24 protein-coding genes and 1 riboswitch are annotated in these 26,125 nt (G+C 64.2%); of the genes, 9 read left to right on the forward strand and 15 right to left on the reverse strand.

The annotated features are described in order from the left end of the window. Positions 1-228: 228 nt before the first annotated feature. Positions 229-390: a hypothetical protein gene (locus YY7_RS62255; RefSeq protein ID WP_165435317.1), complete on the reverse strand. Its 162-nt coding sequence runs from the start codon at positions 388-390 to the stop codon at positions 229-231. 79 nt (positions 391-469) lie between these two features. After that, positions 470-2,734, reverse strand: coding sequence for a TonB-dependent receptor (locus YY7_RS0139660; RefSeq protein WP_028168017.1), 2,265 nt, complete (start codon positions 2,732-2,734; stop codon positions 470-472). A gap of 112 nt (positions 2,735-2,846) precedes the next feature. Continuing rightward, a riboswitch (cobalamin riboswitch) is annotated at positions 2,847-3,044 on the reverse strand. A gap of 183 nt (positions 3,045-3,227) precedes the next feature. Between YY7_RS0139660 and YY7_RS0139665 the strand changes: the two genes are divergently transcribed. The 4 genes from YY7_RS0139665 to YY7_RS0139680 all read left to right on the forward strand — a co-directional run bounded on the left by YY7_RS0139665 (position 3,228) and on the right by YY7_RS0139680 (position 6,786). Next, on the forward strand, positions 3,228-4,202 hold the full coding sequence (locus YY7_RS0139665) for a FecCD family ABC transporter permease (protein ID WP_433994562.1): 975 nt from the start codon (positions 3,228-3,230) through the stop codon (positions 4,200-4,202). After that, a complete protein-coding gene (locus tag YY7_RS0139670) occupies positions 4,199-4,972 on the forward strand; it encodes an ABC transporter ATP-binding protein (RefSeq protein ID WP_028168019.1) in 774 nt (257 codons plus the stop codon). The genes YY7_RS0139665 and YY7_RS0139670 overlap by 4 nt, the downstream gene beginning before the upstream one ends. Further along, a complete protein-coding gene (locus YY7_RS0139675; protein WP_028168020.1) occupies positions 4,972-5,802 on the forward strand; it encodes an ABC transporter substrate-binding protein in 831 nt (276 codons plus the stop codon). The genes YY7_RS0139670 and YY7_RS0139675 overlap by 1 nt, the downstream gene beginning before the upstream one ends. 309 nt (positions 5,803-6,111) lie before the next feature. After that, positions 6,112-6,786, forward strand: a complete 675-nt coding sequence (locus YY7_RS0139680; RefSeq protein WP_028168021.1) for a DUF938 domain-containing protein — start codon at positions 6,112-6,114, stop codon at positions 6,784-6,786. Between the two features lie 126 nt (positions 6,787-6,912). Here YY7_RS0139680 and YY7_RS0139685 read toward each other — a convergent pair whose 3' ends face one another. The 6 genes from YY7_RS0139685 to YY7_RS0139715 form a co-directional block, all read right to left on the reverse strand. Next, positions 6,913-8,982, reverse strand: coding sequence for a prolyl oligopeptidase family serine peptidase (locus YY7_RS0139685; protein WP_028168022.1), 2,070 nt, complete (start codon positions 8,980-8,982; stop codon positions 6,913-6,915). 490 nt (positions 8,983-9,472) lie between these two features. Continuing rightward, positions 9,473-9,799 carry an HPr family phosphocarrier protein gene (locus tag YY7_RS0139695; RefSeq protein WP_028168023.1) on the reverse strand — a complete coding sequence of 109 codons (327 nt, stop codon included), beginning with the start codon at positions 9,797-9,799 and terminating at the stop codon, positions 9,473-9,475. After that, complete coding sequence (locus YY7_RS0139700) at positions 9,796-10,197, reverse strand: PTS sugar transporter subunit IIA (protein WP_027579987.1); 402 nt, start codon at positions 10,195-10,197, stop codon at positions 9,796-9,798. The genes YY7_RS0139695 and YY7_RS0139700 overlap by 4 nt, the downstream gene beginning before the upstream one ends. Positions 10,198-10,330: 133 nt before the next feature. Continuing rightward, the gene (locus tag YY7_RS0139705) at positions 10,331-10,846 is read right to left on the reverse strand and encodes an HPr kinase/phosphorylase (protein WP_028168024.1); all 516 of its coding nucleotides are present in this window, start codon (positions 10,844-10,846) and stop codon (positions 10,331-10,333) included. Continuing rightward, entirely contained in the window at positions 10,843-12,648 is a 1,806-nt protein-coding gene (locus YY7_RS0139710) for a sensor histidine kinase (RefSeq protein WP_028168025.1), read from the reverse strand. The genes YY7_RS0139705 and YY7_RS0139710 overlap by 4 nt, the downstream gene beginning before the upstream one ends. 114 nt (positions 12,649-12,762) lie before the next feature. Continuing rightward, positions 12,763-13,464 (reverse strand): response regulator transcription factor, encoded by a 702-nt coding sequence (locus tag YY7_RS0139715; RefSeq protein ID WP_027579989.1) that lies wholly within the window; start codon positions 13,462-13,464, stop codon positions 12,763-12,765. 229 nt (positions 13,465-13,693) lie between these two features. On the opposite strand from YY7_RS0139715, the gene YY7_RS0139720 reads away from it, so the two are divergent. Both YY7_RS0139720 and YY7_RS0139730 read left to right on the forward strand, forming a co-directional pair. After that, positions 13,694-14,428, forward strand: a complete 735-nt coding sequence (locus tag YY7_RS0139720) for a HugZ family protein (protein ID WP_028168026.1) — start codon at positions 13,694-13,696, stop codon at positions 14,426-14,428. Positions 14,429-15,027: 599 nt separating this feature from the next. Continuing rightward, positions 15,028-16,644, forward strand: a complete 1,617-nt coding sequence (locus YY7_RS0139730; protein WP_028168028.1) for a phosphoenolpyruvate carboxykinase — start codon at positions 15,028-15,030, stop codon at positions 16,642-16,644. Between the two features lie 96 nt (positions 16,645-16,740). On the opposite strand, the gene rocF is transcribed toward YY7_RS0139730, so the two are convergent. From rocF to YY7_RS0139745, 3 genes are all read right to left on the reverse strand, one after another. Beyond that, positions 16,741-17,709 carry an arginase gene (gene rocF / locus YY7_RS0139735; protein ID WP_028168029.1) on the reverse strand — a complete coding sequence of 323 codons (969 nt, stop codon included), beginning with the start codon at positions 17,707-17,709 and terminating at the stop codon, positions 16,741-16,743. A gap of 65 nt (positions 17,710-17,774) precedes the next feature. After that, positions 17,775-18,590 (reverse strand): acyl-CoA thioesterase, encoded by an 816-nt coding sequence (locus YY7_RS0139740; RefSeq protein WP_028168030.1) that lies wholly within the window; start codon positions 18,588-18,590, stop codon positions 17,775-17,777. 184 nt (positions 18,591-18,774) lie between these two features. Next, positions 18,775-21,300, reverse strand: coding sequence for a glycogen/starch/alpha-glucan phosphorylase (locus tag YY7_RS0139745; protein ID WP_028168031.1), 2,526 nt, complete (start codon positions 21,298-21,300; stop codon positions 18,775-18,777). 281 nt (positions 21,301-21,581) lie between these two features. On the opposite strand from YY7_RS0139745, the gene YY7_RS0139750 reads away from it, so the two are divergent. Then, positions 21,582-21,812 carry a hypothetical protein gene (locus YY7_RS0139750; RefSeq protein ID WP_028168032.1) on the forward strand — a complete coding sequence of 77 codons (231 nt, stop codon included), beginning with the start codon at positions 21,582-21,584 and terminating at the stop codon, positions 21,810-21,812. 48 nt (positions 21,813-21,860) lie between these two features. On the opposite strand, the gene YY7_RS0139755 is transcribed toward YY7_RS0139750, so the two are convergent. Next, the gene (locus YY7_RS0139755; RefSeq protein WP_028168033.1) at positions 21,861-22,139 is read right to left on the reverse strand and encodes a GIY-YIG nuclease family protein; all 279 of its coding nucleotides are present in this window, start codon (positions 22,137-22,139) and stop codon (positions 21,861-21,863) included. A gap of 196 nt (positions 22,140-22,335) precedes the next feature. On the opposite strand from YY7_RS0139755, the gene YY7_RS0139760 reads away from it, so the two are divergent. Then, positions 22,336-22,767 (forward strand): hypothetical protein, encoded by a 432-nt coding sequence (locus tag YY7_RS0139760; RefSeq protein ID WP_028168034.1) that lies wholly within the window; start codon positions 22,336-22,338, stop codon positions 22,765-22,767. 77 nt (positions 22,768-22,844) lie between these two features. On the opposite strand, the gene YY7_RS0139765 is transcribed toward YY7_RS0139760, so the two are convergent. Continuing rightward, complete coding sequence (locus YY7_RS0139765; protein WP_433994561.1) at positions 22,845-23,648, reverse strand: DUF2865 domain-containing protein; 804 nt, start codon at positions 23,646-23,648, stop codon at positions 22,845-22,847. A gap of 226 nt (positions 23,649-23,874) precedes the next feature. Then, positions 23,875-24,438, reverse strand: coding sequence for an orotate phosphoribosyltransferase (gene pyrE / locus YY7_RS0139770; protein ID WP_028168036.1), 564 nt, complete (start codon positions 24,436-24,438; stop codon positions 23,875-23,877). A gap of 188 nt (positions 24,439-24,626) precedes the next feature. Here pyrE and YY7_RS0139775 point away from each other — a divergent pair, with 188 nt between their 5' ends. Next, positions 24,627-25,253, forward strand: a complete 627-nt coding sequence (locus YY7_RS0139775; protein ID WP_028168037.1) for a glutathione S-transferase family protein — start codon at positions 24,627-24,629, stop codon at positions 25,251-25,253. 165 nt (positions 25,254-25,418) lie between these two features. On the opposite strand, the gene YY7_RS0139780 is transcribed toward YY7_RS0139775, so the two are convergent. After that, positions 25,419-26,051, reverse strand: a complete 633-nt coding sequence (locus YY7_RS0139780) for a LysE family translocator (RefSeq protein ID WP_028168038.1) — start codon at positions 26,049-26,051, stop codon at positions 25,419-25,421. Positions 26,052-26,125 lie beyond the last annotated feature (74 nt).

Genomic DNA, 26,125 nt, shown 5'->3' on the forward strand with positions numbered 1-26,125 from the left:
TCCGGCAGCTCTCCAAACAACTCGTCACCAGCCATCATCCCCCTCCTGCAAATCAATCCGCGAAGAGAATCACAGCTGCCACGCGCCCGATATAAAAAGATTCACAGTCTCGTAGGGTGGGCAAAGCGAAGCGTGCCCACCATTGCGAGCGGAGTGCCTGATGGTGGGCACGTCGCTGCGCTCCTTTGCCCACCCTACAATTCCGCGCTCGCAATGACGCGAAGCGTCTTACAACGGTTCGTCGTCGGGGCCGTAGCGATCGCGCTTCGGTGTGGCGATGTCGCCGTCTTCGTAGTCGTCGTCCTCCTCATGACGCGCAGGTGGAGGCGGCGGCCTTGGCTTGCCGCCTTCCTGCTTCGGAGGTTGGCTTCTCTTCCCGATCCCGCCCATGTCGATCTCCCGCCATCACGACATAATGGCTGATTCGGGCGGAACAAGCCGGCCCGCGCTCGCGGACCGGCCGATTGCTTCAGAACGTCGCGCCGGCCTTCACGAGGAAAGTCCGGCCCGGCAGCGGATAGGCGTTGAAGCGGCCGGGCGTGAAGTTCGAGGCAATGGCGTAGTCGTAATAGAGCGCATTCAGGACGTTGTTGACGCTGACCGACCAGAAGAAATGCTCATAGGCGCCGCTGAGCTTGAGGTCGATCGTCGCATCGCCCGGAATGCGGGTCTGCGTATTGGCCTGGTCGTTGTCCATGACGCGCGAGCTCCAGGCGCGCAGCGTGGCATCGAACACGAGATAGTTGTCCCAGATATTCCAGGTCACGCCGAGATTGCCGGTGTAGCGCGACACCAGCGGCACATCGTTGCCGGCGAACTGTCCCTCGCGGAACACCGCGCGCGTGTAAGCCATGCCGCCGCGCAGCGACACGGTGTCGCTGACCCGCAGCGAGGCCTGCGTCTCGGAGCCATAACGCCGGGTCGGATCGAGGTTGATGTTGTAGAACAGCACCGGATTGAAATGGATCTCGTTCTCGAGGTCCATGTTGTAGATGCTGGTTTGCACCTGGAAGCGGCCCGTCTTGACGCGGAAGCCGGCTTCGACGTCGTGCGAGGTCTGCGTCTTCAACTGGAAATTCTGCGGCAACGGGTTGAAGTCCGCATCGAACGCGGGTCCGGTGGACGTGCGCTCGTCGACATCGGGCGTGCGAAACGCGTGCGCGGCGCGGGCGAACACCGAGAACATTTCGGTGAAGCGATGCTCGACGCCGACATGCAGCGCGTAATTGGTCTCGCTCTGGTCGAGCGGCGTCGCCTGCGCGTCGAAGGCGAACGGCGCGTTCGGATCGTAGCGATCGCGCGCGCTGAGCCAGGTGTTCTGCACCCGCGCGCCATAGGAGAAATCGGTGGTGGGCAAGAGGCCAACCGTGTGCTGCCAATAGCCGGCGAGCGACTGCTGCGAGAGGTCGTAGGTATGGATCGGCGGCACGCCGCGGAACGCGCCGCGCTGCTGGTGGAACGTTGCATCGTAATAGTCGATGCCGGTCAGGATCGACGAGGGAATCCCGAAGATCGAATTGTTGATGCTCAGCCGCGGCGTGATCGACCAGGTCTGCAACGCGGCGTCATTGTAGGTGGATGCCGCGCTGATGAATGGCGAGGTGCCGAAGAACGCGCCTTGCGTGTCCTTCTGGCGGTAGCCGCCATCGACGATCAGGTCGACACCGTTCAGGAGCGTCTTGGTGAAGCCCGCCGTCGCGCTCGCGCCCTGCTGGTTGCCATAGTCGAACGGCGTGGCGGCGCCCTTGCGATCGGTGACGAGCTGATTGACGCCGATCGAAGGATCGACCAGCCTGCCGCCGGGAAAGCCCAGCTTCTGGTCGTCGCCGGTCACCGTCAGGAAGGCTTTCAGGTCCGGCGTCGTGTAGTTGAGATTGCCGACGCCGTTGCGCTGGTCGAGCGCATTGTTCACGCGGTAGCCGTCGGACTTGATGCCGTTGCCGTAGAACGACGCCGACCATGGTCCCGAATTCATCGCGGTCGAGATCGCGGCCATGCGCTGGTTGAACGAGCCATAGCCGGCTTCGCCGCGGATCGAGACCGGCGGGCCGCCGACACCGGTCTTGGTGACGATGTTGATCACGCCGCCTATCGCATTGTCGCCGTAGAGCACGGCGCCGCTGTTGCCGCGGGTGATCTCGATGCGCTCGATCGAATCGAGTGGGATGGTCGACAGATCCACCTGCGCCATGTCGATGTCGTTGAGCCGTCGCCCGTTGAGCAGGAACAGCGTGTTGGCGGTGGCGAACGCGCCGAAGCCGCGCAGGTCGACCGAGGTCTTGGCGCCGTTCACGCCGCCATAGAGCGATTGAAGCTGCACGCCGGGCGCCTGCGCGATAATCTCGGCCAGAACCTGGGTCGGCGAATGCGCGATGTCGTCGGCGGTGATCACGGTCGAGGACGTCCCGACAATGCCGGCAAATTGCGGGCCGCCGCCACCGCCACCGGATGAAGCTCCGCCAGCGGCGGCGCCGCCAGCGCCCGCGCCGCCGGCCGGCTGCGCGCTGGTCGGCACCTGGCCCGGCGCGGGACGCCGGGGGCCTGGAGTGCCGTCGGAAGCGGGCTTGGCACGGGTGCGGTTGTGGTCGCCGGGCGCCCTGACCTCGACCGGCGGCAATTCCTCGGAGGGCGCTTCCTGCGCCTGCGCGGCGGAAACATACAAAGCGGGCGCCAGCATGCTCGACGCGAGCAGCAGCGCGCGGCGTTGCTTGGTGGCTGTGGTAGCAGAGAACATCGGCGAGACCTCGGTATGACGTCAGTGGCACGTCACAGCGAACCAAGGCTCACCATCGCGTTTCGCGCTTCAGGTGAAGCAAATGCCTGTACTCCCCGACCGACATCGTCGCGTGTGACCACGTATGACGGCAGGTCTCCTGGCTCGCGGGTCGTTACCCTTCGTCGCCTTCCCAGGACCGAGACTCCCAGTGGCATATGACGAAGGATTCACCGCATACAGTTGCGGGGGCAGCCGCGGCTTTACGGGAAGTTTCCCGGTACCGCATTCCCTTTTGATCCCGATAGGAACCGTCGGGGGCCATCTAGGATTTCGGCGGCACGTGAGTCAATCCCGGCGAAACTGCGGCTCCCTGGCTCCCATACGCTTTTTTGTTCCGGTGTCGCTTGTCTGCCACCGAATTCGCTGCAAGAAGCAGGGCGCGATGAGTACACAGGATTTCACGATAGCGGCGGGTCTGGCCGCGCGGCGGCGGTTGGGGGCGACCGTTGCAATGATTGCGTTGGTTGCCTTGCTGATGCTGATTTCGCTCGGCACCGGCCCGGTGCGGCTGTCGCCGCTGACGGTGATCGAGGCGTTGTTCGGTGGCGGCAGCGATGTCACGCAGGTGATCGTGCGCGAGATTCGCCTGCCGCGCACCATCCTGGCGTTTGCGATCGGCGCTATCCTCGGTCTGTCAGGCGCGGCGCTGCAAGGCCTGTTGCGCAATCCCTTAGCCTCGCCCTCGCTGTTCGGCGCGCCGCAATCGGCGGCGTTCGGCGCCGTGCTGGTCATCGCGCTGGGGCTGGCCGATGTCCGCTCCTACGCGCTGCCGGTCGCCGCCATCATCGCCGCCTTCGGCTCGGTCTTCGTGCTGCTCGCGATTGCCGGCCGCAATGCGGGCCTCTTGATCCTGATCCTCGCCGGGCTTGCGATCTCGAGCCTTGCGGGCGCTGCGACGGCGCTGGTGATGAACCTCGCGAGCAATCCGTTCCTGGCGCTCGAGATCGCGTTCTGGCTGCTCGGCTCGCTGGAGGACCGCAGCTTCCAGCATGTCGCGCTGGCGCTGCCGTTCATCGTCGCCGGCGCGGCCATCCTGCTGTCGCAAGCCAGCGCCTTCCGCGCGCTCACGCTCGGCGAAGAGACCGCGCAAAGCCTCGGCGTCGATGTCGGCCGCCTGCGCCTGTTCGTGATCGCAGGCGTTGCGCTCGGCGTCGGTGGCGCGGTGGCGGTCACCGGCACCATCGGCTTCATCGGCCTGGTCGCGCCGCATCTGATGCGGCCCGTCATCGGCCACGATCCGGCGCGGCTGTTGGTGCCGAGCGCGCTTGCCGGCTCGGCGCTGTTGCTCGCGGCCGACATCGCGGTGCGCATCATCCCGTCGACGTCGGACATCAAGGTGGGCGTGTTGACCTCGATCATCGGCGTGCCGTTCTTCCTCTATCTCATCATGCGCGAGCGTCGCGCGCTCGGCGGAGGCGTCGCATGACGGCGCTTGTTGTAGAACACCTCAACGTCGTGCTCGCCGGCCGCCGCGTGCTCAACGATGTGTCGCTGCAACTCGCCTCCGGTCATCTCGTCGCGCTGGTCGGTCCGAACGGCGCCGGCAAAACCACGCTCTTGCGCGCGCTCGCCGGTCTCATCCCCTCCGACGGCATCATCAAGGTGGGTGGCGAGGCGCTCGCCGCGCTGCCGCTGCGCGAACGTGCCAAACGCTTCGGCTATCTTCCGCAAGGGCACCTGGTGCACTGGCCGCTGCCAGCGCGCGACATCGTCGCGCTCGGCCGCTATCCGCATGGCGCGACCGATCCGGCGCGGCTGTCCCCGCGCGACACTGAGGCGGTGGTGCGGGCGATGCAGGCGGCCGATGTCATGGAGTTCGCGGAGCGGCGTGTCACCGAGCTTTCCGGCGGCGAGCGCAGCCGCGTTGCGCTGGCGCGCGTGTTCGCGGTGGAGGCGCCGATCATCCTGGCGGACGAGCCGACCGCCTCGCTCGATCCGCGCCACCAGATCGACGTCATGAAGGGTTTGCGTGCCGCAGCCGACAAGGGCGTGCTGGTGATCGTGGTGACGCACGACCTCGGCCTTGCCGCGCGCTTTGCCGACCATGCGCTGGTGCTGGCGCAGGGCCGCCTCGCATCGCAGGGCGCGCCGGCAGACGCGCTGTCGGAAACGGTCATGGCCGATGTGTTCCGCGTCAGCGCCTTCCGCGCCGAGCATCAGCGCGAGACGGTGATCGTGCCCTGGGCGGAGATCTGATGGCCCGGCTCGCTGCATGCCTTGCAGCGTTCGTCTTGTCCACCGCTGTCGCGCATGCAGCGAGCCCGCCGCGGATCGTCTCGATGAATGTCTGCAGCGATCAATTGCTGCTCTCGCTCGCCGATCCCCAGCAGATCCTGGGCCTCAGCCGCTACTCCCGCGAGGCCTGGCAATCCTTTGCCGCCGATCAGGCGCGCCGTTTCCCGATCCTTTCCGGCGGCGCGGAGGACGTGCTGGTGCTCAAGCCCGACATCGTCGTCGCCAGCCTGTTCGACAAGCGCGCAACGCGCGAACTCTTGAAGGCAAACGGCCTCCATCTCGTCGAGTTCAGCGTGCCGCGCACGCTGGACGAGGTGAAGGACCAGATCCGCGAGATGGGCGAGATCGTGCAGCATCCGGACCGCGCGAAGGTCGCGATTGCAAGGTTAGATGCCGCGATCGCCCGAGCGCGCCAGGCCGCGACCGGCAAGCACTATCGCGTGCTGCCGCTGGCGCGCCGCGGCTGGGTGTCCGGCAGCGACAGCCTGGTCTCCTCGCTTCTGACCGAAGCCGACCTGCTCAATCCCGCCGGCGACCTCGGCGTCGCTGCCGGCGGCTACGCCTCGCTGGAGGCGATCGTGCAACTGAGGCCGGATTTCATCCTGGTGTCGGAGGCCGGCGACCGCGCCGAAGACAACGGTCGCGCCTTCCTGCTGCATCCGGCGCTGGAGCACTTCTATCCGCCGGAAAAACGCATCGTGCTTCCCGAACGTCTCACCGTCTGCGGCGGCGTGATGCTCGCCGATGCGCTGGATGTGCTGACGAAGGAATTACAGCGTGTGGCGCAGTAGTGCCACAGCGATCCATCTCTCCCCTCGTCATTCCGGGGCTCGCGAAGCGAGAACCCGGAATCCATTTGTCCGCTTGCGCATGCGGCGCAATGGATTCCGGGCCTGCGCCTTTGGCGCATCCCGGAATGACGAGCGGAGAGATGGAGGCCGCCGCTGTTCCCGGATTACGCTTCGCTTCATCCGGGCTACGGCTGTAACCAGCACGACGCAATCCTCTCACAAGGGCGCGCCTAAATCGCGCATTGCGACGGCGTGCTTGGAATAGCAGGATCGCTCCGGTGTTGCCGTTTTGAAAGAGGAGAGAGCATCGTGGCAGAGTTCGTGGTTGAATTCGGCAAGGACGGCGGGCGGGTCGAGGCCGACGGCCGGCTCGATGCGGCGGCCTTTCATCGCAACCATCAGCCGATCTGGGCGGTGCTGGAGAAATTCCTCGCAGGGCGTTCCGGCGACGTGCTGGAGGCCGGCAGCGGCACCGGCCAGCACGTCGTGTATTTCGCGGAGCGGACGCCTGACATCATTTGGTGGCCGAGCGATCTCAACGACGCCCATTTGAAGAGCATCGCGGCCTGGCGCGCGTTCGCCGCCCTTCCGAATATCCGTCCGCCGCTGCGGATCGATCTCTCCGATCCGGCCTGGCCCGGTGCTGCGCCTGAGGGCGGCGAGCTGCCAAAGCTGCTCGCGGTGTTCTGCGCCAATGTGATCCACATCGCGCCCTGGTCCGTCACCGAGGGCCTGTTCGAAGGCGCCGCACGCCGCCTGCGCGACGACGGCCGGCTGTTCCTCTACGGCCCCTTCAAGCGCGACGGCAAGCATACCGCACTCAGCAACGCCGTGTTCGACACATCCTTGCGCAACCAGGATCCCGACTGGGGCGTGCGCGACATCGCCGACGTCGAGAAGCTGGCGGCGCGCGTCGGCCTGTCACTGGGCGCGACCGTCGAAATGCCCGCGAACAACACGATCCTGATATTCGCGCGCGGCTGATTCCCGTTCGTCATTCCGGGGCACGCGAAGCGTGAACCCGGAATCCATTGCGCCACATACCCAGGCGGAGAAATGGATTCCGGGCTCGATGCTGTCGCATCGCCCCGGAATGACGGCGGAGAATGATCACGCCTCACCATCCACCCACCCGATCTTCTCCCTCAGGAACCCAAGCCCCAGCGCCATGAAGGCGGCGCGTTCCTTGTTGTCCTTGCCATAGCCGTGGCCGCCTGCCGCGGGCTCGTAGAGATGGGCTTCATATCCCATTGCCTGCAGCTTGGCAGTCATCTTGCGGGCGTGGCCGGGATGCACGCGGTCGTCGCGGCGCGTGGTCGCGATCAGGATCGGTGGATATTTCTGGCCGGGCGTCGCCATGTGATAGGCGGAGTAGGTCTGCAGCCACGCCCATTCTTCGGGTTTGTCGGGATCGCCATATTCGGCGATCCAGCTCGCGCCGGCGAGCAGCTTGGTGTAGCGGCGCATGTCGATCAGCGGGATGGTGCAGAACAGCGCGCCGAAGCGTTCGGGGTAGCGCACCAGCATGTTGGTGATCAGGATGCCGCCGTTCGATCCGCCTTCGGCGGCGATCCGCCCGGGCCGCGTGATGCCGCGCTTCACCAGATCGGCGGCGACGGCGGCAAAGTCGTCATGCGCCAATCGCTTGCCTGCGTAGCGGCCGGCGTCGTGCCAGCGCGTACCGAACTCGCCGCCGCCGCGGATATTGGCCTCCACGATGGTGCCGCCGCGCTCCAGCCACAGCTTGCCGAGCGCCGGGTTATAATACGGCTTCATCGCCAGACCGAAGCCGCCATAGGCGGTCAGATGGACCGGCGCATCGCCGGTCTCGGTCGCGGGGCCGGTCTGCACATAGGGGATGCGTTCGCCATCGATGGAGATCGCCTCGTGCTGGGTCACCACGAGTCCATCCGCGTTGAATGTCTTCGGCGCCTGCTTCAGCACCGTGGGCGCCCCGACCTTCTCCATCAGCATCAGCGAAGATGGCGTCAGCGGGTCCTGCACATTGGCGAACAGGTCGCCCTTGCTTTCGGAAATATGGCTGTCGAGGCGCCAGACATCGACGACGCCGATCCCGGGCAGCCCTTCGAGCCGCGCGCGCGTCCAGCCGCCGGCCGATGGCGTGCAGATCTCGTGCACCGGCCGCAGCTCGTCGAGGATCGACAGCACCAGCCGGCCCGCAGTCCAGAAGAAGCCTTGCAGCGCTCGCCGCGGCTCCGGCTGGAACACGACGGTGAAATCGCGGCTGCCCACGAGGAAGGCCGACAACGACACGCCAAGCACCGTATCGGGCGCATAGGTCTCGCCACCGACCGTCCACGGCTCGCGCAGCTTGACGACGAACCAGTCCTGATCGGCGAGCAGCCAGATGCTGGTGGGCAGATCGAGCTTCGTCTTCGCGCCCGTCTCGTCGCCGAGCCAGGCGCTCAAGTTGAAGAAATCGAGCCGGTCGACGAACCAAACCCGTGGGACTGGTCCGGAATCATCGACCTGAGCGGACGCGCTCATATGGTCGGCCGGCACGTCGAACACGACAGGCGCGCGCTCCACGGCCTCGCCGCGGCGCCACAGTCTGACAGTCCGGGCATAGCCCGAATGGGTCGCCATGCCCTCGCCATAGGCGCTCGACAGCAGCAGCGTATCGTCGTCGACCCAGTCGACGCCGCCCTTGGCCTCGGGCAGCACGAAGCCGTCGGCGACGAAGCGCTTCGCCTCCATGTCGAACTCGCGCAGCGTCACCGCATCGCTGCCGCCGCGCGACAGGCTGAGCATCGCGCGCCGATCATTTCCCGGCCGCATCGACGTCCAGCTCAAGAGCCAATCCTCGCCTTCGTCGGCGGCAAGCTGGTCGACGTCCAGGAGGATTTCCCAGTCGGGATCTGATTTACGGAATTCGTCGAGCGTCGTGCGCCGCCACAAGCCGCGCGGATTGTGCGCATCCTTCCAGAGATTGTAGAGCAGCCCGCCGCGCCTGGTGACATAGGGAATGTTGTCCGGCCGATCGAAGATCGCGACAAGCGTGTCGCGATCGGCGGCAAATGACGCGCCGGCAAATTTCTCCAGCGTCAGCCCGTTCTGCCCCTCCACGAATTCCAGCGCCCGCGCGCCCTCGATCTCCTCCAGCCAAAGATAGGGATCGTCATCGGGCGCAGCGATCGTAGGCCTGTCGTCGATGGTCATCGCGAGAACTCCAAGGGCGGACACAGAGCTATCGATGTAGGCACTCGGACCTGCGCTGTCCAATGGGTGCATTCGCGTGCCCCAAACACTGCCCCGTCATTCCGGGGCGCGCGAAGCGAGAACCCGGAATCCATTTCGCCGCATGCTCTGGGGTTGGATGGATTCCGGGCTCGATGCTCCGCATCGCCCCGGAACGACGGGAGGACACATTGCGCAATCCTCTCCTCCGTCATGGCCGGGCTTGACCCGGCCATCCACGTTCTCTCCTCGTGCACGGAGGCAAAGGACGTGGATGCCTGGGACAAGCCCGGGCATGACGGCGGAAGGGCTGTTTGACAATTGAATCGGAAACGCTCCGCCCGTCATCGCGAGGAGCGCAAGCGACGAAGCAATCCATGCCTCCGCAAGCAGCGAGATGGATTGCTTCGCTACGCTCGCAATGACGGGGGAGAGAGCAATGGCCCGCAATGAGCAGGCATGGGGCCGGCCCTCAAATGCCCTCTTCGTTGAACTTGCTGGCGACGAGCTCGGCAATCGCGTCGAGAGCGGCTTCGGCTTCGGGGCCGGTGGCGGAGACGATGACTGAGGTGCCGGGGCCGGCGGCGAGCATCATCAGGCCCATGATCGAGGTGCCGCCGACGGTCTCGCTGCCGCGCGTCACCCAGACCTCGGCCTCGAAGCGCTCGACCATCTGCACGAACTTGGCGGAAGCGCGCGCGTGCAGGCCGCGCTTGTTGACGATCAGAAGTTCACGGGAGATCGCGCCCGCCGGAACCGTCGGGCCGACTTCGTTTTCGCCCGAGCCCTCGGCGCTCATTTGCCGGCAAGGACGCGGCTGGCGATGGTGACGTATTTGCGGCCCGCTTCCTGGGCCATCGCGATCGCGTCCGGCAGCGACCGCTCCTCGCGCACCTTCGCGAGCTTCACCAGCATCGGAAGATTGATGCCTGCGAGCACTTCGACCTTGGGCCGGCTCATGCAGGAGATCGCGAGGTTCGACGGCGTGCCGCCGAACATGTCGGTGAGGATAGCAACGCCGTCGCCACTATCGACGCGGTTGACCGCTTCGATGATGTCGCTGCGACATAGATCGGCGTCGTCTTCGGCTCCGATCGTAATTGCTTCAATTTGTTTCTGTGGGCCCATTACGTGTTCGAGCGCTGCCTTGAACTCGTCGGCAAGGCGCCCGTGGGTCACAAGCACTAGACCAATCATCGGAAACTCCTCGCGGGTGCTTCTTGGTGCACCGCACGAACGCGCCACTTTGACCATCCAGAGGCCCCGCGCAAGAGGGCATCTTGGCAATCTCCCGGAATTTGGGGGCGGAGAAATACGGGTCTGCACCGGTCTATTCAGTGGCCATATTGCGGCTGATATGGTTACCAATCCGCCCCAAGCAATCATCCGCTAGATTACGGGAACATGAACTTTCAGTTGTCGTCAACGCTGCGACAACCAGTAGCAGGGGTGAAATGCCCTCACCGACGGGGATTCGCGGTAACAAAACACCATTTATCTCGGTCTGCAGCGCTTCCGGCGGCGGCAGGCGCTCGGCATCGCCGGCGGCGAGATCGACCACCAGCCCCACGATCGCCTCATCTGTGTACTCAAGGCGGCGGATGCCGAGCCCGCGAATCTCGACCAGCCCGGCCAATTCGAGGGCTGGCCGGACCAGCAATTCTTTGCCGGCTGTGTCGAGATGGACACGGTCATCGCCCACCAGAACGGCCGGCGGGAGCTGTCCAGAACGGCCGGCGAGGATCAGATCGAAGGCGAGGCGCGACTTGCCGGAGCCGGACGGGCCGCGGATCAGCACCGCGCGTTCTCCCACCAGCACCGCGGATGCATGCACGCTGGCGCTCATGGCGCCGGCAGCCTGACCACGAAGCGCGCGCCAGCGACCGTCGGCTTGCCGTCGGCATCGGCGGGACCGGATCGGTTCTCGGCCCAGATGCGTCCGTTATGCGCCTCGATGATCTGCTTGGAGATCGACAGCCCCAGTCCGGAATTCTGGCCGAAGCCCTGGTGCGGACGGTCGGTGTAGAAGCGCTCGAAGATGCGCTCCAGCGCGTCCTCGCCGATGCCGGGGCCGTCGTCGTCGACCACGATCTCGATCTCCGAGCGCACGCGGCGGCAGACGATGCGCACCTTGTCGCCCGGTTGCGAGAACGACTGTGCGTTGGAGAGCAGGTTGGAGATCACCTGTCCGAGCCGCGAGTCGTGGCCGGGCACCGCGAAGGTGTCCGTCGGCCCGCGGCCCTCGAAGCGGGCTTCGACCGCGACGTCGTGGCCGAGCTTGGTCTCGTTGGCGACCGAGGTCAGCGTCGTCAGCAGGCGGCGCAGATCGACCGGCGCCATGTCCTGGCGCTGCAGCTCGGCATCGAGCCGGCTCGCATCCGAGATGTCGGAGATCAGCCGGTCGAGCCGCTTGACGTCGTGCTCGATCACGGCGAGCAGGCGGCCGCGGCTGCTTTCGGTGCGCGCCAAGGGCAGCGTCTCCACCGCCGAACGCAGCGACGTCAGCGGGTTCTTCAGCTCGTGAGCGACGTCGGCGGCGAACATCTCGATCGCCTCGATCCGGCTGTAGAGCGCGTTGGTCATGTCGCGCAGCGCGCCGGAGAGATGGCCGATCTCGTCGCGGCGGCGGCTGAAATCGGGAATCTGGACCCGGGTCTGGATGCGGCGGCGGACGCTTTCAGCGCCGTCGGCAAGCCGCCGCACCGGGCCGGCAATGGTGCTCGCAAGCAGGAGCGACAGCACGATCATCACGGCAGCGGCAACGCCGCCGACCTTGAGGATCGCGAGCCGCTCGGCGGTCACCATCTGGTCGATGTCGTCGCCCTGGGTGGAGAGCATCAACGCGCCATGCACGGCGCGGAAGCGCTGCACGGGAACGGCGACCGAGACGATCACCTCGCCGCGATCGTTGACGCGCACCATGCTGCTCTTCTGACCGTTCAGGGATTGCGCGACCTCCTGGTAGCCGCTGCCGTTCTCCGGGCCGAGCTCGCGATAGAGCGGCAGATCGCCGCGGTTCAGCCAGGTGCGGATCGCGATCGTGGTTCGCTCGGCGAATCCCGGCTTCTCCGCATTCGGCGGCGGCAGCTCGATCCTGAACACGTCGCCCTTGCCGTAAAGGCTGCGGCTGTCGAGGATCAATCCGCCCTCGCGATCGAAGATGCGGGCCCGCGTCTTGGTCGGCGAGATCAGGCGCCGCAGCACCGGCGCGACGCGTTCGGGATTGATCGGGAAGTCGGAATATTCGTCCGGCACGCCGTAGCTTTCGCCGGGCTTGAGGTCGAGCAGCCGCTCCGGATCGATGGTGATGGTGTTGGTCTCGACGGTAGCGGAAGCCGCGATGGCGCCGGCGATGATCTCGGCCTGCACCAGAAGGCTCTGGGCACGCGCATCGATCAGGCCGGCGCGGAATTGCGACAGGTACAGGATGCTGGCGACGAGGGCGACCAGGCCCGCGAGATTCAGCGAGACGATGCGGCGGGTCAGGCTCGAGAAGGACAGCGCGAAGAAGAACTGTCCGGCGCGACTCAGCCAGTCCAGCGGCCGCCAGCGCTTTGCTGTCGCCTTGTCGGCAAACTGCTCCTGCTCGAGGAGCGCCTGGGCGTCCTCGACGGTTTGGGCCGGGTCGGGCTGCGTTCGATCAAGCACAGGCAGAACTGCCGGTTCGTTGACGAGGGGTGTTACCATGCACGCTATTGGGCCCGCACCCTACCCCATAGGTGCGGACCGTGTCAGTTAACAAAGCGGAGCTTTCGCCGCGGATCAGGCTTCCTTGAAGCGATACCCCACGCCGTACAAGGTTTCGATCATCTCGAAATCCTCGTCGACCACCTTGAACTTCTTGCGCAGCCGCTTGATGTGGCTGTCGATGGTACGATCGTCGACATAGACTTGGTCGTCATAGGCGGCGTCCATCAGCGCATTGCGGCTCTTCACCACGCCGGGCCGCGTCGCCAGCGCCTGAAGGATCAAGAATTCGGTGACCGTCAGCGTCACCGGCTCGTTCTTCCAGGTGCAGGTGTGGCGCTCCGGATCCATCCTGAGCAGGCCGCGATCGAGCGCGCGCGTATCCGGCTCCTTCGGGGCTGCGGTCGGATCCTTGGGCTGGCCGCGGCGGAGCACGGCCTTCACGCGCTCGACCAAAAGGCGCTGCGAGAACGGCTTGCGGATGAAATCGTCGGCGCCCATTTTGAGGCCGAACAATTCGTCGATCTCTTCATCCTTGGAGGTCAGGAAGATCACAGGCAGGTCGGATTTTTGCCTGAGCCGCCGCAGCGTTTCCATGCCGTCCATGCGCGGCATCTTGATATCGAGGATCGCCAGATCCGGTGGCGAGGTGCGGAAGCCATCGAGCGCCGACGCACCATCCGTGTATGTCATGATGCGGTAGCCTTCGGCTTCCAACGCGATCGAGACAGAGGTGAGAATGTTGCGGTCGTCGTCGACCAGGGCGATTGTGGGCATGAGCCTGCTTTCAGTTTTCCAGTTGGCTGAAACGGCGAGCATTCCGGTGATGCGCCGCATAATTGGGCTTCGGACTCGGTCAGCGAGCAACGCAACGTGGGCTGAAGTGTGACCGAGTTCCGCCAAACGCCTCGCCCCCCGCGAACGCGTCCGACCCGTCTAGAGCCCGTTTACCCGAAAAAAGCCCCGAAGTGCAACCACATGGCCAGGCAATTACTAGGTAATTTCGATGCAACCGACCGCTGATTTTGACCCCGCCAGGCTGGCCCGTTCTCTGCTCCGGAGGAGCCGGCAAGGGGCTTTGGCCACGCTGATGCCGGGAACCGGCGATCCCTACTGTTCCCTGGTCAATGTCGCGAGCCATCCGGACGGTTCCCCGATACTGCTGCTCTCCCGCCTCGCGGTCCATACCAGGAACCTGCTCGCCGACGTCAGGGTGTCGCTGATGCTGGACGAGCGGGCCGAAGGCGACCCGCTGGAAGGGTCCCGGATCATGCTGGCCGGCCGGGCGGAACAGGCGGAAGGCGAGGCCGCGAGCCTCCTGCGCCGCCGCTACCTCGCCGCCCATCCGTCCGCGGAAGCCTTTGTGGAATTTAAGGATTTTTCCTTCTTCCGGATCATCCCCTCCGCCATCCACCTCGTCGCTGGCTTCGGCCGGATCGTCGATCTGAGGCCAGAACAGTTCCTGACCGATCTGGCTGGGACGGACGGGTGGCTGGAGGCTGAAGCGGAGGCCGTCGAGCACATGAACGAGGCTCACCGCGACGCCATGGACCTTTATGCGACCCGGCTGCTCGGAGCCGAAAGCCCCGATTGGCGCTGCATTGGCTGCGACCCTGAGGGCATGGACATGCAGGCGGGCAAACGGACGCTGCGGCTGGAATTTCCAGAGCGCGTGCGCAACGCTGCGGAGCTGCGCAAGATGTTGGTTCGACTCGCCAGTGAGGCGCGCGCAACGGGATAGGTGCGAACGGCGCGGTGTCGCATATCGTATGCATATTGGGGAGAATGCGGCCGTCAATGCGCTTCGCATCATGCATCTTATGCGCGACGGTGCGGAACGTTTACGCGCGCTGCGCATTCTTAACGGCCGTCGAATTCGATGGTGGCTTGCTGACGTCGAGCGAGGCTGTGCAATCAACTCTCATTGCCGATTGGATCGTGCAATCCAAGTGCAACGGCATTGCCGGCGACAAAGCCGATGTCTCATCGCCCAAACTGCATATCGGGTAGTCTGTGCGTTGATTGAGAACGACGCCGCGCGTCCGATGGCACCAATTGTGCATCGCAAAGACGTCGGGCCCGGCATTGATCGCGGCGGATCGTCGCGCGATCCACGGGCAGAAAAGCCGCCTTGCGCTGCAGCAAGTGCTTGAACCACGTGGAAGGGATGCCTTGGAATAAACCAAAATTCGGGGACTAGCTTGGCAAGCTCGGATTGCCCCATTATGAGGTCGCTGGACGGGGGCCTTCGGGCTATATTTGTTGTTGGAAAGGTCACCGCGACTGAGCGCGTTTAGCGACGTTCGCGCAATGGGAAACGCGGGTTCGAGGAGGTTCTTCGTGCAAAACACGGGCGTGTACAACGGTGCCTTTGGCGCCGACAAATTCGGCTTAAAAAATCTCAAACGCGTGCATTGGAATCTCCACGCGCCGCAGCTCTATCAATATTCGCTTGCGGCAGGCGAGGCCGTGCTCTCAGCCGATGGTGCGCTTTGCGCGGACACCGGCGAATTCACCGGCCGCAGCCCGAAGGACAAGTTCACAGTTCGCGACGCGACCACCGACAAGAGCATGTGGTGGGCGGGCAACCAGTCGATCACATCAGAGCAGTTCGAAGCGCTCTATCAGGATTTCCTCAAGCACGCCGAAGGCAAGGCACTGTTCGCGCAGGATCTCTATGGCGGCGCCGATCCGACCTATCGGATCAAGACGCGCGTGTTCACCGAGCTCGCTTGGCATTCGCTGTTCATCCGCACGCTGCTGATCCGCCCCGAGGCGATCGAGCTTTCGAGCTTCGTGCCCGAACTCACCATCATCGACATGCCGAGCTTCCGCGCCGATCCCAAACGTCACGGCGTGCGCTCGGAGAATGTCGTCGCGATCGATTTCGCCCGCAAGATCGTCCTGATCGGCGGGTCTTATTATGCCGGCGAGATGAAGAAGTCGGTCTTCACCACGCTCAACTATTATCTGCCCGCGCGCGACGTGATGCCGATGCACTGCTCTGCCAATGTCGGGTCGAAGGGCGACAGCGCGATTTTCTTCGGTCTCTCCGGCACCGGCAAGACGACGCTGTCGGCCGATCCCAACCGCACGCTGATCGGCGACGACGAGCACGGCTGGGGCCCGAACGGCATCTTCAATTTCGAAGGCGGGTGCTACGCCAAGTGCATCAAGCTCTCGCAGGAAGCCGAGCCTCAGATCTATGCTGCGAGCACACGTTTTGGCGCCGTGCTCGAGAACTGCGTGCTTGACGAGGATACCCGCGTCGTCGATTTCGACGATGGCTCCAAGACCGAGAACACCCGTTCCGCCTATCCGCTCGACTTCATTCCCAATGCCTCGCGCAGTGGCCGCGCGCCGCATCCGAAGAATGTGGTGATGCTGGCGGCCGATGCCTTCGGCGTGCTGCCGCCGATCGCGAAGCTTTCGCCGGCGCAGGCGATGTATCACTTCCTGTCCGGCTACACCGCGAAGGTCGCCGGCACCGAGCGGGGCCTCGGCTCCGAGCCGCAGCCGGAATTCTCCACCTGCTTCGGCTCGCCGTTCCTGCCGCTCGATCCTTCCGTCTATGGCAACATGCTGCGCGACCTGATCGCCCAGCACAATGTCGATTGCTGGCTGGTCAACACCGGCTGGACCGGCGGCAAGTATGGCGTGGGCTCGCGCATGCCGATCAAGGTCACGCGCGCGCTGCTGACCGCGGCGCTCGATGGCAGCTTGCGCAATGTCGAATTCCGCACCGACGAATATTTCGGCTTTGCGGTGCCGACCGCGCTGCCGGGCGTGCCGAGCGAGATCCTTAATCCAGTGAACACCTGGAAGGACAAGGCCGAGTTCGACAAGACCGCCCGCGCATTGGTCGGCATGTTCCAGAAGAACTTCGCCAAGTTCGAGAGCAAGGTCGACGCCGAAGTCCGCGCCGCCGCGCCGGACGTGAAGCTCGCGGCCGAATAGCCTCGCATATTTCCGCCAATGAAAAGGGCGACCCCGCGGTCGCCCTTTTCTACTCCGGAACATGTCTGCGGCGCAGCCTATTCGCTATTCGCCATGTCAATCCGGCAGCACTGCATTGGTCGGTGTCGGGCGGTCGGTGATCTGCAGGCCGAACAGGCTGCCGATCAGTTCGACCACGACCCGTGCGGTACGGCCGCGCTCGTCGAGGAAGGGGTTGAGCTCGACGATGTCGACCGAGCGCACCAGTCCGGAATCGTGCAACAGCTCCATGATCAGGTGCGCTTCGCGGTAAGTCGCGCCGCCCGGCACCGTGGTGCCGACGCCGGGCGCAACCGAAGGATCGAGGAAGTCGACGTCGAACGAGACATGCAGCACGCCGTTCTTCGCCTTGACGCGATCGATCACGCGGCGGATCAGCACAGCGACGCCGAATTCATCGATGGCGCGCATGTCGGCGATGGCGACGCTCCGCTCGCGCAATAGCTTGCGCTCCAGCGGGTCGACAGAGCGGGTGCCGATCAGGTCGAGCTGATCAGGTGTAATCGAGGCGCGCGGCAGGCCGCCGAGCAGGTTGTCGAGCCCGGGCTCGCCGCAGAGGAAAGCGGCCGACATGCCGTGCATGTTGCCGGTGATCGTCGTGTCGGGCGTGTTGTAGTCGGCATGCGCGTCGACCCACAGTGCGAACAGCGGCCGGCCCTTCTCCTGCCAGAAGCGCGCAACCCCATTGATCGATCCCATCGAGAGCGAATGATCGCCGCCCATGAAGATCGGCACCGCGCCGGATTGCGCCAGCCAGTAGGCGCGCTCGGATGTCAGGCGAATCCAGGTTTTCACCTCATCATAGAATTTCGTATTCGCCGGCACCGGCCCGTCCGAGACCACCGCGGGGATTGAGAGATCACCGTGGTCGTCGACGCGAAGCTCCAATTGCTCCAGCACGCGCGCGATCCCGGCGGTGCGCAGTGCTGCTGGACCCATCAGCGTGCCGGCCTGCGCGGCGCCGATCTCGATGGGCACGCCGAGGAGCGCGATGTGCGATGGCTTTGAATTGTCAGCTTCGGGCATGCGGCGGCGCTCTCTCAAATGGTGGGGTGGGCAAAGCGAAGCGTGCCCACCCTACGCCTTCCCGATCACGCCTTGAAATAGGCGATCTGCGTCGTGGTTGCGAGCAGGCGGCCGGAGGGTGACCACAGCTCGCCGTTCTGGTCGCCATAGCTCTTGTGGAAGATCTTGGCATCGGCAGCCGCCAGCACGCGGGTGATGTTCTCGGCGGCAAGATCGGCGGCGTCGATGTGGAAATAGGTCGTCAGCGACACCGTACCGAACGGCACCAGTTCCCGCTTGGCGTGGAAGACGCGGCCAAAGAATGCGTCCGACATCGCGATCAGCGAGAGCGCATCGATCTTGCGCGGCGCGCGGTCACCGATCCAGAGCTTGGAATAGGTTTCGGGCGCCGCGCTCGATGGCGTGCCGAATTTCGGCTCGCCTTCGACGAAGCGGAAGTCATATTGCTTGACCCACGCTGCCGCGGTCTTGGGATAGGGCAGGGTCTGTTCGAACGGTGTTGCGTCCGGAAACTTCACCTGCTGGTGCGACCAGGACGGGCGGCGTTCGGCGAACACGGCGGTTGCGAGCGTCGCGACCTCGCCGCCGTCCTGCGTCATCTCCACGGACCAGTGCTGGCTCGAACGATTGGCCTTCACCAGGCGGACATCGAGATCAAAGGCGCCTTGCGCAACCGGCGCGCAATAATTGACGGTGAGCGCAAGCGGATCGCCGGCACGTTGCGGATGGTCGATCAGTGCCCGCAGGATGGTTGCAGCGGTGGCCCCGCCGAACGGGCCGACAAATGCCCAGTAGTCGTCGCTGGTCCTGCCCTGCCAGCGGCTGTCGCCGGCAGTAACCGCGGTGGCATCGTCGAACAAATGCGGGGTCCTGGTGAGCATGAAATTGTTCCGGTGTTGCGAAATTGCTCCGTCATTGCGAGCGAAGCGAAGCAATCCATTTCGCCGCTTGTGGAGGCATGGATTGCTTCGTCGCTTACGCTCCTCGCAATGACGAGGACGCAGTATCGCGACTGCTCGGCAGAATTCAATGATGTCGGAGGTAATCGATTTCCGCCGCGTGGGATTAGCGCTTGGCTCCCCACTGCGCCTGCTCCTTCAGCAGGCGCGGCGTCGGCGGCTTCACGGGCACGTTCCAGATCTCTTCGGCGTATTCGCGGATGGTGCGGTCGGAGGAGAACCACGGCATCCGCGCCACGTTGAGGATCGAGGCCCGGGTCCACGCCGGCACCACCTGCCAGCGCGCATCGATGGCGCGCTGGGTATCGTAGTAGGAATCGAAGTCGGCGCTGACCATGTAATGGTCGAGATAGCGCAGCGCATGGCCGATCGAGGCGAAGCGGGCGGGATCGCCGGGCGAGAACGCGCCGCTCTCGATTGCGGTGATCGCACGCGCCAGCCGCGGCGAGCGGCCGATCAGGTCGCTGGCATCGAGCCCTTGCTTGCGGCGGACCATGACGTCGCCGGCTTCCATGCCGAAGATCGCGATATTCTCGGCGCCGACATGGTCGCGGATCTCGATATTGGCACCGTCGAGCGTGCCGATGGTCAGCGCGCCGTTGAGCGCGAGCTTCATGTTGCCGGTGCCGGAGGCTTCCATGCCGGCGGTCGAGATCTGCTCGGACAGGTCGGCGGCCGGGATGATCACCTCGGCCAGGCTGACATTGTAGTCGGCGAGGAAGGCGATCTTCAGCCGGCCATCGATCGCGGGATCGTTGTTGACGACTTCGGCGACGTCGTTGATCAGCTTGATGATCAGCTTGGCGTAGCGGTAGCTCGCCGCCGCCTTGCCGGCGAAGATTTTTACGCGCGGCACCCAGTCGCGCTGCGGCTCATCCTTGATCGCCTGGTACAGCGCGACCGCTTCCAGGATGTTCAGGAGTTGCCGCTTGTATTCATGGATGCGCTTGATCTGCACATCGAACAGCGCCGATGGGTCGACCTTGATGTGGTTGCGCTCGGCCATCAGCCGCGCCAGCAGCACCTTGTTGTGGCGCTTGACCTCGCGGAACTGTTGCTGGAACGCGTTGTCGCTGGCGTGGGACTCGAGCCGCTCGAACAGCGAGAAATCGTCGAGCACGGCTTCGCCGCAGACGTCGCGGATCAGGCCCGTGAGTCTCGGATTGGCCAGCATCAGCCAGCGGCGGAACGTGATGCCGTTGGTCTTGTTCGTGATGCGCGTGGGATAGAGATGGTGGAGATCGTGGAACACGGTCTCCTTCATCAGATCGGAATGCATCGCCGAGACGCCGTTGATGCGGTGCGAGCCGACAAAGGCGAGCTGTCCCATCCGCACTCGGCGGCCCGATTTCTCGTCGATCAGCGACACCGAGGCACGGAATTCGATGTCGCCTGGGCAGCGCTCTTCGGCGAGCGCCAGATGCTGCACGTTGATGCGATAGATGATCTCGAGATGCCGCGGCAATAGCCGCTCGAACAGCTCGACCGGCCAGGTCTCCAGCGCCTCCGGCAGCAGCGTGTGGTTGGTGTAGGACAGCGTCGCGACAGTGATCTTCCACGCCTCGTCCCAGCGGAAATGGTGCAGGTCGACCAGGATCCGCATCAGCTCGGTGACGGCGAGGCTCGGATGGGTGTCGTTGAGCTGCACGGCCGCTTTCATCGCAAGGCTGCGGAGCTGGCCGTCGGCCGAAAGGTGCCGCTTCACCAGGTCCTGCAGCGAGGCCGAGACGAAGAAGTATTCCTGGCGCAGGCGCAGTTCGCGCCCCGCGGCGCTTTCGTCGTTCGGATAAAGGAATTTGCAGATCGCCTCGGCGCGCGCCTGCTCGGCGCTGGCTGAGACATAATCGCCGGTGTTGAAGACGTCGAGCTTCAATGGATCCGGCGCATGCGCCGACCACAGCCGCAGCGCGTTGACGCGCTGGCCGCGCCAGCCAACGATCGGCGTGTCGTAGGCCATCGCCTCCACGGTTTCCGCCGGGTGCCAGATGGCGCGGTCACGGCCGCCTTCGTCGACATGCTCGACGGTGCCGCCGAAATGGATGTTGTAGACGACTTCCGGACGCTGGAATTCCCAGGGATTGCCGAAGCCCAGCCACTCATCCGGATATTCCTGCTGCCAGCCGTGATTGATGATTTGGCGGAACAGGCCGAAATCGTAGCGGATGCCGTAGCCGATGGCGGGGATCGACAGCGTCGCCATGCTCTCCATGAAGCAGGCGGCGAGCCGCCCAAGGCCGCCATTGCCGAGCGCTGCGTCAGGCTCGCATCTGCGCAGTTCGTCGAGGCCGACGCCGAGATCGCCGAGTGCTCCCTCGAACACAGGCAAGAGGCCCATATTGTTGAGCGCGTCGGTAAACAGGCGGCCGATCAGGAATTCCAGCGAAAGGTAATAAACCCGCTTGGCACCGGCGTCGTAGCTCTCTTTTTCCGCCGTGAGCCAGCGATGGGTGATGCGGTCGCGCAGCGCAAGCGCCGCCGCCTTGTACCAATCGCGCTTGGTCGCCACGCTGGCGTCCTTGCCGATCTCCAGCCTCAGCTTGGCGAGGATCGCGCCCTTGATCTCTGCCAGCGCCAATTCATCGATCGGCTGATTGAGCGCCGGATAGCTTCCTGAGAAAGACTGTTCTTGCAACGCGGCAATCCTGAACTTTGGGGACTCGATCATGGTCCGATGAGACGAAATTGGATCATGATCTAATCTTTCTGTTTGAGCATAATCTTTTCGGATCACGCTCCGGACAACGAATGATACGCGTCTTGCACTTCAATCGGAACCGCCCAGCCGGTTGTTGTGCACCGCGCTGGTATGATTTTATGCAAGGACCGGGCCGATTTTGCGACCTCAAGGCGACGCGCTTCGGTGGTATGGTTACATATTAGGCGGCACAACCACCGTCATCGAGAGGGACACCCATGAGACTGCTGATCGAGATCGCAGCCGCTGTGCTGTTCATCGTCTGCATCACCGTCACCAGTGCCGCTTTCGCCGCCGGCAGGCCCGGGCGGAGCGCCGACGGCTTGACCTGCGGCTTCAGCATGCCACCAAACGCAACTCCAGCCGCCCGTTGCGTCGCCATCAAGCGGCAATGCGGCGGCAGCTTTTACGCGAACTATTGTGGCGACAAGATGCTGTCGGCGATGTGAGGTTGTCTTCGTCGTCCCGGCGAAGGCCGGGACCCATAGCCACAGGGCTCAGATCAGGTGCGATAGATCAGCCCAATCGAGATTGTTTTCTTCAATCAACCGAATCTTCCAATCACGCCGCCAAGTCTTCAACTGCTTTTCGCGCGTGATCGCTTCATGCGGTGAAGCGTAGGTTTCCATGTAGACGAGGCGCGTTACGTCGTATTTCTTGACGAACTCCGATCCCCGTCCGGCGCGATGCTGCGTGAGACGATTGCCCAAGTTGTTGCAAACGCCGATATAAAGCGTCCCGTGGCGGCGGCTGGCGAGAATGTAAACGTAATAGATTGTGTCAGCAGCCATGGGATCGGCTCGCTTTCGCGACAATCGAACACTGGTGGTTATGGGTCCCGGCCTTCGCCGGGACGACGATGTGAGTGCATCGGAACAAATTAAGAACATTTTAGCAAGTATTTGATATCATTCTGATTCGGCGGCATCGCCGACACAACATCTATGGCCTGTCCGTTCCCGCGAGGACTACATGTCCACTATTGCCTTCGATCAATTCGCGCTCACCCGCATCGCCGACTTTGCGCGCTCGCTGTCGCGCCTGCATCAGGCGTCCCGCCGCCAATGGGTCGATGACGACCAGATCGACCGCGAGTTCAACGCGGTCTGCATGTCGATCTGGGGCTACACCATCGACGACATCAGCGACGACTTGTTCTCACCTGCGGATCACGCCTGGCTCGATTCGCTCGATGAAGCGCATGCGCGCATCTTCGCCGCCGAGCAGGGCTATGACCTTGTCGAGGACCAGGGCATGCTGACGGACTGGTGGGGCTATTGCTGGATGATCCTCGCCGAAAAGCGCGGATTGCTGACGCCGGAAAACCGTGCCGCAGCGCGCGCGACAATCGAGGAGAAATATCTCGCCGCGCCGAATGTGATCGGGGTGATTGTCGGGCGGTAAAGCCTTCTTTGCTAAGTATCCACGCTGTCATTCCGGGTTCGATGCTTCGCATTGCCCCGGAATGACAGCTTAAGTCGCTAATTAACCTCCGCCCGCTTCGCCTTCGGCGCGGCCGATTTCGGCACGACGGAGACGGGTGCCGCGGGGTCATGGCTGGTATCCGGCTGCGGCGCTTCGCCGACCGTCTCGGCCGCGACCGGCGCGACCTTCATCTCGCCGAGCCGGGCACGGAGTTCGGCGGTGAGACCGGGGTAGGACGCGACCGGCGTGAAGTCGGCGCTCTGGTTGTTGCCGACCCGGACGCCGGTATATGCAACCAGCCCGTCGGCGGTAGCGACCACGTCGCCGGCGCGAAGCGAGCTATCGAGGGTGAGGTCAACGGGCGCAAGGCCGGCGGGATCGCGGCCGTTGCAGGTGCAGTCCGCGCGCAGCGACTTGCGGTAGGCGAAGGCGTTCTCGCTGTCGGCATAGCGTTCGCCGGTTGACGAGGTCGCGTAGTCGATGCTGCCGCCGTAGAAAACCTTGGTGGCTGTCGCAGGACAGAACGCCTGGCAGAGCTGAACCGGCGTCGCGCTGCCGCGCAAGGTCAGCGGGAAATATTTGCCGTCGCAGCTTCTGACACAAAACGCAGGGCCGGAACCGGCAACGCGGGCCGCCGGTGCGGCTTGCTGCGGCTGCTGCTGGTTGAGGCCGAACGGATCGAACAAACCGGGTTGCGACTGGCCCTGATGGGCCTGCTGCCTCTGCAAGCCACCAAAGAGGAAATCGAGCAGGTTTTCCGCCGAGACATGCGCCGGCGCGAGCGTCATCGCGCCCGCAAGGGCGGCGGCAACTAGCGTCAGATGGCGCCGCACGCGCCGATCAGCAAACCCTCTACGCAACGCCAACTCCACCCGACAGAGCCAACAGTGCCGAGACGTCGTCTCCGCGCGATTCACCCTAGTGTCGGATGGTAAACGAGCAGTTGATTGCGGAAGAACTATGGAGATGGGCGCAATTTGGCGCGGTGTACCGATGAGGCAACACTCGATCATGATCCGTTTAACGGATCATCATCTCGTCTCTTTGTTTGAGCATGCACCGGTTCCCACTTTTCCGGATCATGCTCTAGCTCTTGAGGAACTCGCCCGCTTTGTACAACGAGCGGAACGGCAGACCGGCCTCCGCGAACGTTTCTGTTGCGCCTTCCTCGCGGTCGACCATGGTGAAGACCAGCGCGACCTCGCCGCCGGCCTCGCGCACGGCTTCCACCGCCTTCATCGCCGAGCCGCCGGTGGTGGTGACGTCCTCGACGATCACGATGCGCTTGCCCTGCAGCGTCTCGCCTTTGGCAAGTCCCTCGACCGCTAGCTTCGCACCATGCTCCTTGGGCTTCTTGCGCACGAAGAAGGCCGCGATCGGATGGCCCTTGATCCAGGAGAGCTGCGCGATCGCGCCCGCGAGCGGCACGGCGCCCATCTCGAGGCCGCCGACGAAATCGAGATTGTCGTCTTTCAGCGCTTCATAAGTGAGTTCGGCAAGCAATGCGGCGCCCTCGGGATCCAGCATCGTCGGCTTGAGGTTGAAATAGAAATCGCTCTTGCGGCCCGAGGCCAGCGTGATCTCGCCGCGCCCGAAAGAGCGCTTACGGATGATCTCGGCGAGGCGGGCGCGGGCGGCTGATTTGGACAAAGGGGCTTTCCGGGTCGTTTACGGTGGCGCGCAATCTATCGGCGGTCGTGGCGAGATTCCAGCGCCGAAAGCTCCCCGTCAACAACGCCCGCGTCACACGGGGCGCGGATCGATATTCGTAAAGGGCCGTTGTAACCGCGTCCGGTTCCGCGCTAGGGAAGCCTCAAACGATTGTGGGGGAAGCGAAAATGACCATCGAGCTGCACACCTGGAACACGCCGAATGGCCGCAAAATCTCGGTTGCGCTGGAGGAGATGGGGCTGCCCTACCAAGTGTTCCCGGTGAACATCACCAAGGGCGAGCAGATGGCGCCAAGCTTCCTCGAAATCAGCCCGAACAACAAGATTCCCGCAATCGTCGACCCGGACGGCCCCGGCGGCAAGCGGGTCAGCGTATTCGAATCGGGCGCGATCCTGCTCTATCTCGGCGAGAAGAGCGGAAAGTTCCTGCCCAAGCCTTTGATCGAGCGCATCCCGGTCCATGAATGGCTGATGTGGCAGATGGGCGGTTTTGGTCCGATGCCGGGCCAGGTGCACCATTTCATCGCGCTCGAGAACGAGCAGGACCGCGCCTATGGCCTGAAGCGCTTCATGACCGAGACACTCCGCCTCTACGGCGTGCTGAACCGCCAGCTCGAAGGCCGCGACTTCGTCGCCGGCGATCTGTCGGTCGCCGATTTCGCCATCCTCGGCTGGGCCTGGCGCCACCCGCGGCACAAGGTCAATCTCGGCGATTTCCCCAATGTCGAGCGCTGGTACAACAAGCTGATGGCCCGCCCCGGCGTGAAGCGCGGCATGGAAGCGAAGCTGGATTGATGCTCTTTCTGCTCCCTCGCCCCGCTCTTGCGGGGGGAGGGTTGGGGTGAGGGGCCTTCTCCGCAAACACGGTGAGAGATGAGCCTGCGGCGGCTCCCCCTCACCCGGAATTCAAGCTGCGCTTGAATTCCGACCTCTCCTCGCAAGCGGGGCGAGGTGAAGAACTCACGCTCTCCTCGCCTCGAACGCCATCTTCATCGCGAGCCCAGCCAGCACGGTGCCCATCAGCCAGCGCTGCAGCAGCAGCCAGGCCGGCCGCGTGCCGAGGAACAGCGCGATCGAACCGGCAGCGAGCGCGATTATCGCGTTGACGCTGACGCTGATCGCGATCTGGGTCACGCCGAGCGCGAGCGACTGCGTCAGCACGCTGCCCGTGGGATCGATGAACTGCGGCAGCAGCGCCAGATAGAGCATCGCGATCTTGGGGTTCAGCAGGTTGGTGACAAATCCCATCGCGAACAGCTTCCGGGGGCTGTCGACCTGCAGCTTCTTCACCTGGAACGGCGAACGTCCGCCGGGTTTCAGCGCCTGCCACGCCAGCCAAAACAGATAAGCCGCGCCGGCAAAGCGCAGCGCGTCATAGGCGTAGGGGATCGCGAACAACAGCGCGGTGATGCCGAATGCCGCTGATAGCATGTAGAACACGAAGCCGAGCGCCACCCCGCCGAGCGACACGATCCCGGCTGCCGGCCCCTGCGTGATCGAGCGCGAGATCAGGTAGATCATGTTCGGCCCCGGCGTTAGCACCATGCCGAGCGAGAGCAGCGCAAAACCGAGCAAGGCGGAGGTGTGAGGCATCAGGAACTCGCGGGAGGACGCACGTTTCTAACGCGCGTCGTGCCGCTATTCCATTGCGCAATTGCTCCGAGTGC

Source organism: Bradyrhizobium elkanii WSM2783 (genome assembly GCF_000472865.1).
Lineage (GTDB): Bacteria > Pseudomonadota > Alphaproteobacteria > Rhizobiales > Xanthobacteraceae > Bradyrhizobium > Bradyrhizobium elkanii_A.